The sequence below is a fragment of the Rudaea sp. genome, assembly GCF_036383415.1.
In the GTDB taxonomy this organism is placed as follows: Bacteria; Pseudomonadota; Gammaproteobacteria; order Xanthomonadales; family Rhodanobacteraceae; genus Rudaea.
The window spans coordinates 1-11264 of record NZ_DASVOK010000486.1; the positions used below are offsets into that span (position 1 = coordinate 1).

Annotated in this window: 8 protein-coding genes and 1 pseudogene; 4 read left to right on the forward strand and 5 right to left on the reverse strand. The window is 65.1% G+C overall.

All coding sequences use genetic code 11. The features are described from left to right. Positions 1 to 884, reverse strand: a pseudogene (locus VF497_RS17575) (acetyl-CoA hydrolase); the annotation flags it as partial. Positions 885 to 1154: 270 nt separating this feature from the next. Here VF497_RS17575 and VF497_RS17580 point away from each other — a divergent pair. Together VF497_RS17580 and VF497_RS17585 are read left to right on the forward strand one after the other, a co-directional pair. Further along, positions 1155 to 1802 carry a dihydrofolate reductase family protein gene (locus tag VF497_RS17580; RefSeq protein WP_330891183.1) on the forward strand — a complete coding sequence of 216 codons (648 nt, stop codon included), beginning with the start codon at positions 1155 to 1157 and terminating at the stop codon, positions 1800 to 1802. Positions 1803 to 1833: 31 nt separating this feature from the next. Beyond that, positions 1834 to 2235: a VOC family protein gene (locus tag VF497_RS17585; protein WP_330891185.1), complete on the forward strand. Its 402-nt coding sequence runs from the start codon at positions 1834 to 1836 to the stop codon at positions 2233 to 2235. Here the strand turns inward: VF497_RS17585 and VF497_RS17590 are convergent. The 4 genes from VF497_RS17590 to msrB all read right to left on the reverse strand — a co-directional run bounded on the left by VF497_RS17590 (position 2232) and on the right by msrB (position 7409). Then, entirely contained in the window at positions 2232 to 3248 is a 1017-nt protein-coding gene (locus tag VF497_RS17590) for an Ig-like domain-containing protein (protein ID WP_330891187.1), read from the reverse strand. The two genes, VF497_RS17585 and VF497_RS17590, sit on opposite strands and share 4 nt — an antisense overlap. A 116-nt stretch (positions 3249 to 3364) precedes the next feature. Beyond that, entirely contained in the window at positions 3365 to 6001 is a 2637-nt protein-coding gene (locus VF497_RS17595; RefSeq protein WP_330891197.1) for a serine/threonine-protein kinase, read from the reverse strand. A gap of 218 nt (positions 6002 to 6219) precedes the next feature. After that, positions 6220 to 6765 carry an ECF-type sigma factor gene (locus VF497_RS17600; protein WP_330891189.1) on the reverse strand — a complete coding sequence of 182 codons (546 nt, stop codon included), beginning with the start codon at positions 6763 to 6765 and terminating at the stop codon, positions 6220 to 6222. Positions 6766 to 7010: 245 nt separating this feature from the next. After that, complete coding sequence (gene msrB / locus VF497_RS17605) at positions 7011 to 7409, reverse strand: peptide-methionine (R)-S-oxide reductase MsrB (protein ID WP_330891191.1); 399 nt, start codon at positions 7407 to 7409, stop codon at positions 7011 to 7013. A 202-nt stretch (positions 7410 to 7611) separates the two neighbouring features. Here msrB and VF497_RS17610 point away from each other — a divergent pair, with 202 nt between their 5' ends. After that, positions 7612 to 10023 (forward strand): LPS-assembly protein LptD, encoded by a 2412-nt coding sequence (locus tag VF497_RS17610; RefSeq protein ID WP_330891193.1) that lies wholly within the window; start codon positions 7612 to 7614, stop codon positions 10021 to 10023. Positions 10024 to 10182: 159 nt separating this feature from the next. Then, positions 10183 to 11264 (forward strand): peptidylprolyl isomerase (locus VF497_RS17615; RefSeq protein WP_330891195.1); only part of this gene is annotated, 1082 nt, incomplete at its 3' end.

The window sequence follows — 11264 nt, forward strand, 5'->3', positions numbered from 1 at the left end:
GAGCCCTCGCCGGTCTGCGCGCCGACGGCATCGAGTGCGGCGCGGTACGCCGCGTTGTCGCGCTGGCGCAGCAGCAGCGCATGCACGATCGCGTCCGACAGCGCGCCGATGCCGATCTGCAGCGTGCCGCCGTCGCGTACAAGCGTCGAGGCATGCAGGCCGATCGCGTATTCGACCGGATCGATCGGCGCGCGCGGCAGCGCGAACAGCGTGTGTCGATTGGCCTGGTCGAACAGCAGCGCGTCGAAGAACTCCGCCTCGACCTCGGCCTCGTTGCCGACGAACGGCAGGTCGGGATGGACGACGCCGATGACGCAAGGCCGCGCCACACCGGCATCATGCATTCGGTCGAGCAGGTCAGCGGTGACGTCGGGATTGCAGGCGAGGCTGTAGCGGATGCGCCCTGCTTCCTCGCGCGCGGCGATCAGCTGCACGACGACGTTGATGCGGCGGTCGACGAGATCGCGCGCGACATGCGTATAGTTCATGCTCGCGTAATCGCGCTGCGCCGATTCGACGCCGAGCATCGCACCCGACTGCAGGTAGAACTCGTGGATGCGCACGTTCGCCGGCAGCGTGCGGGATTTCTGCGCGTCGACGTAGAGCAGGTCCGGATAATCCGCGCCGAAATGGCGCGCGAGGAACGGTTCGACGAAGCGCCGTTCGAGATCGGATTTCGGTTGCGGACGTGCGAGCGAAAGAGCCGTAAAGACGTCCAAACGCAGGAAGGCATCCGCGGCCACGCGGCGATACAGCGCGTTGAGCAGCACGTTCGGCTTGCCCAGCCCGAGCGGCGCGGCGACGCGCAACTCGGCACCTACCCGGGCAAGCACGCGCTCAACGCAGGCGTCCACCGAGGTCAGCATTTCGGGATTTCCGTTCAATGCGATCTCCTTGTGCAACACGTTTGCAATGATCGCAGATCGCGGACGGCGCGGCCATGCGTCGCCGGTCCACGCCCAGCGCTGGACACGATTCGGGCCTGCCTTTACTTTCGGCGGCGATGCCGGGGCAACAACAACCTGAGTGTGGCACCGAAGAAGATCGCCGAAGTCCGCCTACGCGCTCGGATAGCCGGAAGTCATGATGTCGATTTCGGCCCAGACCGATCGTCGTAACGGATGAAACACCTCCCATCGATCACGAGCAATGCCATGTCCAGACTACGCGTACTGAATTTCTCCGTTTCCCTCGACGGCTACGGCGCCGGCCCCGACCAGAGCCTCGACAATCCACTCGGCCTGCGCGGCCCCGAGTTGTTCGAATGGTTCTTCGCGTCGCGCACCTGGCGCGCGATGCACGGTCTCGACGGCGGCGAGACCGGCATCGACAACAGCATCGCCGAGGCCGGCATGAGCGGTCTCGGCGCGTGGATCCTCGGCCGCAACATGTTCGGCCCCGTGCGCGGGCCGTGGCCGGACGAGAACTGGAAAGGCTGGTGGGGCGACGAACCGCCGTATCACGTGCCGGTGTTCGTGCTCACCCACCACGCGCGCGCGCCGCTCGCGATGAAAGGCGGTACGGTATTCCACTTCGTCACCGACGGCATCGAGTCCGCGCTCGCGCAAGCGCGCGCGGCCGCGGGCGATCGCGATATCCGCATCGGCGGCGGCGTGGCCACGGTGCGCGAATACCTGCGCACCAGGCAGATCGACGACCTGCATCTCGCCGTGCGCCCGTTCCTGCTCGGTCGCGGCGAGAACCTGTTCGCCGGTCTCGACCTGGATGCGCTTGGCTACGAGTGCGAAAAGTCCGTCGCCGGCGAGCGCGCGACACACATGTATCTGCGCAAGCGCGCCTGATGCACGCACATCGACCGAAGGAATCGTCGCCATGACAGCCGACATCCAGCACATCAGCGCGATCAGCCTGTTCGTCGACGACGTGCAAACGGCAAAAGCGTTCTATCGCAACGTGTTCGCAGTCGAGACGATCTTCGAGGACGAGGTCTCCGCTGCGCTCAAGTTCGACAACCTCATCGTCAACCTTCTCCACGTCGGCAGCGCCGCCGAGATCATCGAGCCCGCCGCGCCGGGCGCGCTTGATGCGGGTCCGCGTTTTCAGCTCAGCATCTGGGTCGATGACGTGGACGCCGTCTGCGCGCGCCTGCGTGGGCACGGCGTGACCCTGCTCGCCGGCCCCAAGGATCGACCCTGGGGCATGCGCACGGCCAATTTCACCGATCCCGCCGGACACAGCTGGGAAATCGCGCAAAAAATCGCGGCGCGCGATTAGGGCGCTCGCTGCGCGCGCCTGCGGTATGCCGCCATGCCGACAAACCCGAGCACCAGCGCGAGCAAACCCAAACCGGTCAATGTCGGCGCGCTCACCGCGACGGCAGGAGGCGGCGGTGTCGACGCGGTTACCGTCTGCGCCAGTGCCGACGAAGACGATCCCGCGTTCTGTGGATCGCCGGAATAAACGGCGGTCAGGCTGTGCGTGCCCACCGCCAGCGTCGAAGTCGCGCAGGACGCGGTGGAACTGGAAGTGCTGTTGGCGACCAGGTTCACATTGGCGCACAGCACTGCCGCGCCGTCGTAGAACGTGACCTGGCCGCTCGGCGCACTGCCTTGCACGTTCGCGACAAAGACGAGGCTGGTGCCGTAGACCGACGGATTCGGGCCGCTGCTGCGCGTCAACGCGGTCGTCGTCGGGCCCGCCGCGGATCCAACGACGATGGCTCCGGCCTGCGACATCTGCACGAAACTGTCGCCGCTGGCCCCTGTCGCATTCGTGCACACTCCACCCGACGAGACCGTGGTGCATGGAGCGTTCGAAGCCGCTTGCACGATCGCATTACTGGAGACGATCTCGAACACGAGCCCGTTCATCTTTTGTCCGACGGTGTTCGGTGGCAGCGGCGAGAGCCCGCCCAAGTAAAACGTTTGGATGTTGCCCGCCGCGTCGGTGGCGACGGTGAAATCGGTATCGAGATAGGTGTTCGATGCCGAATAGGTGTGCAGGCCATCGGTGAAACTCCAGGACTGCACGAGATTGGATCCCGTAGCACCGATGTTGGTCGACGGCATATTGGCCGGCAGGGGATTGACCGTGGTGAACGATCCGCTGAAGTGCATTGCGGTCGTGTAGACCGGCGCAGTGCCGGTGCCGGTGATTTGCGCTGCCGTGTAGTTCGGCGAGGTGTACGAGTAGGTCGTGGCTGCCGCCACTGGCCATGCCGCCAGCAGGCCGGGGATCGCCGCCAGTAGCGCAAACAACCGGATCGGAAGACGCTGAAACGCAATCATGCTCTGCTCCTTGGGAATCGAAATGCCGCACACTCAGGATCGCGGAGCCGACTCCACGCCCTAATTCCCCAAGCAGACGCAATTTTCGGGCGCAAGTAGTCACGCCTGCACCCTGGTTATTTGGCCGCCGCAATGATCTCGGTCGCCGCGTCGACGAGTTCGTGCCCCGATTCGGGATGCAACACGGCCGGCGGCGCGCCTAGCGCGCGGCGCGTGGCGTCGATGTCGCGCGCGAGATGTGAACCGCCGCGACCGGCGCCATCGAGCACCCTCAACGCCTCGTCAAGCCATGCCAGCACCCGCGCACGCGATTCGCCGGAACCACCTTCTGCAGCGAGGCGCGCACGCAGCCACAATGCCATGGGGAATTCACGCGAGGCATGCGCGCGCTCCTCTTCAATCAAGCGATCGAGCGTGGCGATCGCTGAGGCATCGCCGTTGCGTGCCGCGCAAAACGCGGCACCGGCGATGCAAGCGGCGCGCTGGTAGTGCCACCAATCCGCGGTGTCGTTCATGGTCTGAATGCACGAAGCGAACTGCGCCGCCGCATCAGTCAACCTGCTGCGCCCAAGCAGGTGGATGCCGTAGTCGTAATGAATGCTGGCCAACGCCCGTGCATGTGGCTGGAAGACCTCGGTAGCGACATCGAGAGCCGCCGCGAAATCCGCTTCGGCGACTTGTTCATGCCCGAGCTCACCGGCGATGACGGCGTTGTCCCAAAGCGTCTCCGCAACCGTGTGATGACGTGACCCGAATTCGCGCTGGCGCAAACGCAGCGATGCGCGCGCAATCGTTTCCGCATCGGCGTAGTTGCCGAAGTCCACGAGGACATCGGTGATCGTCTGCAGGTCGGTCACCAGGCCGGGATGAGCGGCCGGGAGACCGAGACGACGATCGATCGCCGCCACCTCGCCGATCAACTGCGCCGCGGAGCGTGGCGCGCCCGCGTCGAGCGCGATCGTCGCGCGGCGCCAGAGCGAATGCGAATATCGATAGTTCTCCGTCCCTGCAACGGCACGCACGTCGGCGGAATAGCGCTCGGCGCTGACACGAGCGGAGTCCAGATCACCGACCAGGTCGGCAACACAGGCCTTGCCGTCGAGCGCAGTCCAGCGCGTGTCCTGCAACTCCGGCACAGGCTTCTCGCCGATCGCGACGAGCAGATGGTCGATGCGCGGCATCAAGCCATCGACATTGCCCTGAAACCACTCGTTGGCGATATCACCGCCTTCCACCTGCAGCGCCTTCGGCGAATCAGTGCCATAGAGACGGCGATAGATGCCTTCCGACTTTGCGTAGCCGTCACGCGCCTCAGCATAGCGACCGAGCGAATGAAAGATGCCGGCGAACGTCGCAAGGGTCTCGGCGCGCGTGTCGTCGTCGACTCCGGGACGGCCATCGAGTTCGCGCGAGGCCTTGTGCAACATCGTCACCGCGTCTGTCGCGTGTGCTCCGCCACTCGCGTAGGGCTCGGCACTGCGGAACGCATCCAGCAGGAATTCCTTGATCGCGTTGCTGCGCTCCACCTCGACCTTCAACCGCTGCGACTGCACCAGCAAGGTGCCCGTCGCGGCGACGAGAATCAGCAACGACGCCAGGCTCAGGCCGACACCGACGGCATGCCGGGCGACAAACATGCGCAGCCGGTACATGCGGCCGTCCGCGCGCGCGCGAATCGGCTTGCGCTCGAGGTAACGGCGCAAATCGTCGGCGAACGCCTGCACCGAGGCATAGCGTTCGCGCGGATTTTTCTTCAGCGCCACAGTGAGGATCGTGTCGAGATCGCCGCGAAGCAGGCGCTTGAGTTGCGCTGCGCCGGTGCCGCGCGCATTCGCGATGGACTGGATGTCCTGCGTCGCGTCGTCGAGCGAGTGCGCAAGCCTGCGCGAGGCGCCGGCGATCGCGGCTCGGGCGAAGTCGCGCGGCGACCAGTCCGCATTGCCGTACGGACGACGCCCGGCGAGCAGCAGGTAAAGCACGACGCCGAGCGAATACACGTCGGTCGCGACGGTGGCGGGTTGCTCCTCGAATTGCTCGGGCGCCGCGTATTCCGGAGTGAACGGCGCACCGCCGAGACGGGTCAACTCGGTCAGCTCGCCACGCGCCTCGTCATCCTCGTCGGCAAGCAGTTTGGCGACGCCGAAGTCGAGCAACTTCACTTCGCCATCCGCCTGCACGAGGATGTTGGAAGGCTTGAGGTCGCGGTGCACGACGAGATTCGCGTGCGCGTAAGCGACCGCATCGCACACCTGCAGGAACAGGCGCAGGCGTGCTTCGATCGGCGCCTTGCGGTGGTCGCACCAGCGGTCGATGCGTTCGCCGTCGATGTATTCGAGAACCAGGTAGCGTACGGCGCGCCCGGACAATTCACTTCGTCCCGCGTCGAGCAAGCGCGCGATGTGCGCGTGGCGCAGGCGTGCCAGAACCCTGCCTTCGCGCTCGAAACGCTTCTGCGTGTGCGTGCCCTGCCCGCCGGTGCGCAGCAATTTGAGCGCAGCGACGGCATCATGCAGGCCGTCGCAGCGCTGTGCCAGCCAGACCTGACCGGAACCGCCCGCGCCAAGCAGGCTTTGCAGCGCCCAGGCGCCGATGTGCTCGCCGGAAAGATCGGGCAGCGCCGCCTCTTCCTCCGCGCCCTGCAACGCGGCATCGAAGAACCCGCCGATGCCGAGAAAGTGCGCGTGCTCCGCGGCGGCATCCGCGGCGATCAACTTGCGCAGTCGCGCGTACAGATCCGCATCGTCCGCCAGCACTTGCGCCAACAGCAGTTCCCGTTGCTCTGCGTCGGCTTGCACCCAGCGATCGAACAACGACAAAACCGTGCTCCACCCCGCAATTGCGCCGGACGCATCTGCGTCGCGTTCTGTCATCCCTTGCTCCTGTGGCACGGCCACGGCCAGGTCCTATCTTGCAGATAGACGCGAATTGACCACGGCGCCGCTCACGGGCATCTGCTCGGCCTTGGCGGCGTTCAGTTCAACTGTTCGTAAAGGAAAGCGCGCGCCTTGCGCCAGTCGCGCCGCACCGTCGCCAGCGAAGTGCCGAGAACGCTGGCGATATCCTCGTCGGTCATGCCGCCGAAGTAGCGCATCTCGACCACGCGACAGGCGCGCGCATCGATCTGTTCGAGTATCTCCAGCGCGTTTTCGACATCAGTGATCGAATGCTCACTGGCGATCAGGTCGGCCAGATCGGTGTTCAGCGTGATGCTGGTGACCGCACCGCCGCGCTTCTGCGCGCCACGCTGGCGCACGTAATCGACGATCACGCTGCGCATCACTTTCGACGCGTAGGCGAAGAATACGCGTTGATTCGCGTCGGGCAACACCCCCTGTTCGCCAAGGCGCAGGTAGGCTTCGTGCAACAGCGCGGTCGCATCGAGCGACAAGGTGCCGCTGCGCGCAAGCTGTCTGTGCGCCATGCACATCAACTCAGGATAGAGCAGCCGGTACAACGGCTCGCGCGCAGCCTCGTCACCTTCACTGGCGCGTCGCAGAAGTTGGGTTACCTCGCTCATTCGTTCCGTCCCGGCAACCGATGCGTCTCCCCCGAGACAACCCCTTCAATACGATCGCATATTTTGCGCGGCAGGTGTGCATTATCGTCCGCCGGGGATTTTCGCTTGATTCGGCGACGCCCATTGCCGCGACGGTCATGCACATCGCACGCGGTCTGACCGAGGCATCGTCGGCAACCTGTTCAGCGTTGCAGTCTACCGTTGTCGTGCCATGCACCGCGGGCAGCAGGCCCGACCCGCCGCGATCAAGCTTTTGCTTCGAACCCGAGCGCCGCGGAGTTGATGCAGTAGCGCAAGCCGGTGGGCTTGGGCCCGTCCGGAAAGACGTGGCCGAGGTGCGAATCGCAGCGCGCGCATTTGACTTCGACGCGGCGCATGCCGTGACTCCCGTCTGCATGCTCGCTCACCGCGCTGGCGTCGACCGGCTGCCAGTAGCTCGGCCAGCCGCTGCCGGATTCGTACTTGGCCTGCGATGAAAACAGCTCGGCGCCGCAGGCCGCGCACAGATACGTGCCGGCCTGGTGATGATCGTAGTACTTGCCGGTGAACGGTGCCTCGGTTGCCGAGCAGCGGCATACGGCGTACTGCTCCGGGCTCAACTCGTCGCGCCACTGCGCATCGGTCTTTTCGATCTTGTCGCTCATGATTTTCTCCCTTCAATTCCTGATCTGCTGAAACAGACGCGATATCGGGGCAAACCTTACACCTGCAAGACATTGAAAATGAACGGAACGAATGCGCGCGAATTGCCCGTGCTCCGCGTTTCGGGCAAGCTTGCCGGCCTCACGTTAGCCTTGCGACGTCCCCGTGCTGCCACTCTCGCTGAACGACCGCCGGCTCCGGCACTTGCCGCTGCATCCCCTGTCGCTGCTGTTGCTGGCCGCGTTGGCCGAACCCGCGTTTGCGCAAACCGCCGTGATCGCGCCGTCGACGACGCAGTACACCTGCCCGGCCGGCGTGCTGCGCTGCGTGGCACCGAAGAACGAATACGGCAAGTGCAAGCGCAACGACCTGCTCGACTTTTTCGTGCCGGGCCTGCCGCCTGCCGGGGACCGCTCGAAGGCGCAGTCCACTGCCGATGCGAACAAGGTGACCTGGACCGACAAGAACCACGCCCAGCTCGAAGACGACGTACGCATGCAGCGCCTCGATGCGCTGCTGCGCACCGACTTCCTCACCTACAACAGCGAGACTACCGACTACGTCGCCACCGGCCACGTGCGCTACCAGGACGCCGGCATGCTCATGTCGGCCGACAAGGCGCGCGGCACGACGACGCCGAACGTGACGTATCTGGACAACGTGCGCTACCAGATGCTCGACCAGCGCGGCAACGGCATCGCGGCCGTGGTCAACCAGACCGACCCGGATCATTCGAAGATGACCCAGGGCACGTTCTCGACCTGCGATCCGAGCGAGCGCCAGTGGGAAATGCGCGCGAACGACCTCGAGATCGACAAGGTCAGGAACGAGGGCTATGGCCACGGCGTCACCCTGGCCTATCAGGGCGTGCCGTTCCTGTGGCTGCCGTACCTGTCGTTCCCGATCGACGAGGGCCGCCACTCGGGCTTCCTCATGCCCGTGCTCGGCTACAGCAACCGGCGCGGCTTCAAGCTCGGCATCCCGTATTACCTCGATCTCGCGCCGAACTACGACCTCACCCTCAAGCCGATCGAATACACCAAGCGCGGGCCGTTCCTCGACACCGAATTCCGCTATCTGTCGGAGTGGGATCGCCTGATGCTCAACGTCGGCTACATGCCCAAGGACGACGTCACCAACGAGACTTCGCGCGGCTACCTGCGCCTGCAGAACTGGACCACGTTCAACGCGAACTGGGGTGCGACCGTGGACGTGCACCGCGTCTCCGACGATCGCTACCTGCGCGATTTCGGCGACAGCTTCCAGAGCACGGCGATCAGCCTGCTGCCCTCGAGCGCCTACGTCAACGGCAACGGCAGCTGGTGGAACATGGCGATCGGCGGCGACACCTGGCAGGTCAGCGATCCGAGCATCGAGTCGTTCTGTCCCGGTGGCGGCTCGCTGCAGGGCTGTGCCAACCCCGTCGTCTACAAGCCGTACACGCGCCTGCCGCGCGTGGCGTTCAACATCCTCCCGCAGCACTACGGCGGCTTCGAAGCGGGCATGGAGTCGGAGTACATCGACTTCCAGCGCGGATATTCGCTGACCGGACGACGCCTGGATCTCTACCCGCACATCTCCTACCCGATCGAGAGCCTGGCCTGGTTCGTGCGCCCGACCGTCGGCTATCGCATCACCCAGTACGATCTGTCGGACATGCGCTACAACACCAATCCGCTGATCACCGGCACCTCGCCCTCGCGTCGCCTGCCGATCGCGAGCGTCGATTCGGGGCTGTTCTTCGAGCGCGATGCCAAGCTGTTCGGCAAGTCCTTCATCCAGACACTCGAACCACGCCTGTTCTATCTCTGGGTGCCGTACCGCAACCAGGACAAGCTGCCGAACTTCGATACCTCGCTGCCCAGCCTCGACTTCCCCAGCCTGTTCCGCACCAATGCGTACACGGGCGGCGACCGTCAGGCGGACGCGAATCAGGCCACCGTCGCGCTGACCTCGCGCCTGATCGACGCTGACAGCGGCGACCAGCTGCTCAGTGGCAGCATCGGCCAGATCCGCTACTTCAAGACGCCGCGCGTCAGCCTGCCCTATTTCGGCAACGCGCTGAACGGCGCCGGAAAAGACGTGTTCACCGAACTGCAGTTCACCATCAACAAACGCTGGAGCGTGACCTGGGACGCGCAGTGGAACACGAACGCGCCCAATGCCACCGATCCCGGTAATTCGGACTGGTTCGGCTCGTTCGGCCGGCGCACCGACCTCAACTCGCTTTCAGTGCAGCACCGCTTCGGCACTGACGGCGTGGTCAACCTGTCCTACCGCTACCGTCGCGGTTTCCTCGAGCAGTACGACGCGACCGCGCTGATCCCGCTCAACCTGCGCTGGAGCCTCGTCGGCCGCTATTACTACTCGATCAAGGACAAGCGACTGCTCGAGTCCTTCGCCGGCGTGCAATACGACAGTTGCTGCGTCGCCGCCCGCCTCGTCGCGCGGCGCTGGCTCAACAACGCAAGCAATCCGTACAACGATGCGATCTACATTCCGAACAACGTCAAGGCGGAAAATACCGTCTTCCTGGAATTCGAGTTCAAGGGCATCGGCGCGAGCGGCCAGCGGACGCAGAACTTCCTGCGGCATGCTATCCTTGGCTATCAATAAGTTAGGCCCCCGTGGGCTTCAGCGCTGCGCCGGCTAGGCCGAGTTGCAGCGCTTCGGCCTGATGCGCGGACTCCATTCAGGGTGTCCGCGCTATCTTCCCTTTCCCGCACGCGGGCGCGACGGCGCCCGCTACGTCATTCGATTGCAGCAGAGCCGCCGATGAACAAGCTTTTCGCCGCCTTCCTCGCTCTTTTCCTCGTCGCCACCGTGCCAGTGGCGCGCGCGCAGATCCAGCCGGTCGAGCCGCTCGACCGCATCGTCGCGATCGCCGAGGACGACGTGATCCTGCAGAGCGAACTCGACCGCGCCGTCACCCAGATTCAGGCCCAGATGCAGGCCCAGTACCGCAGCAACCCGCAGCAGCTGCCGCCGGCGGACGTATTGCGCAGCCAGATGCTCGATCGCCTGATCATGAACCGCCTGCAGATCCAGCGCGCGTCGTCGACCGGCATCCGCGTCACCGACAACGAGGTCGACCAGGCGATCGGCCGCATCGCGCAGAGCAACAACATCGACGTCACCCAGTTGCGCGGCGCGCTCGCGCGCGACGGCATCGACTACGACGAGTTCCGCAAGCAGACCAAGGAGCAGATTCTCGTCCAGCGCCTGCAGCAGCGCATCATGCAGGGCGCGGGCAATGTCAGCGACGCCGAAGTCGACACCCTGCTCGCCAGCGGCAACGTCAAGACCGGCGAAATCCACCTCGCCCACATCCTCATCGCCACGCCCGAGAACGCGAGCGCCGAGCAGATCCAGACGGCCAAGCAGAAGGCCGACGACGTGAAGAAGCAGATCGACGGCGGTCTCGATTTTGCCGCTGCGGCAATCCGCTACTCGAACGCGCAGGACGCGCTCGAAGGCGGCGACCTGCAATGGCGCCCGCTCAACGCGCTGCCCGAGGCGTTCGTGCAGATCGCCGAGTCGCTCACGCCGGGCCAGGTCTCGCAGGTGATCCGCGGGCCGAACGGTTTCCACATCATCAAGGTCATCGACAAGCGCGGCGGCGGCAGCAAGCAGCTCGTTACCGAGTACCACGCGCGCCACATCATGATTCCGGTCACCGAGCTCGTATCGAGCGCCGAGGCGCAGAAGAGCGCGGCCGACCTGCGCCGTCGCATCGTCGACGGCCACGAGGACTTCGCCAAGCTCGCCAAGGAATACTCCAAGGATCCGCCGACCGCGAACCTCGGCGGCGACATGGGCTGGTTCCCGATCGACCGCTTCGGCACCGCCGTCGCCAC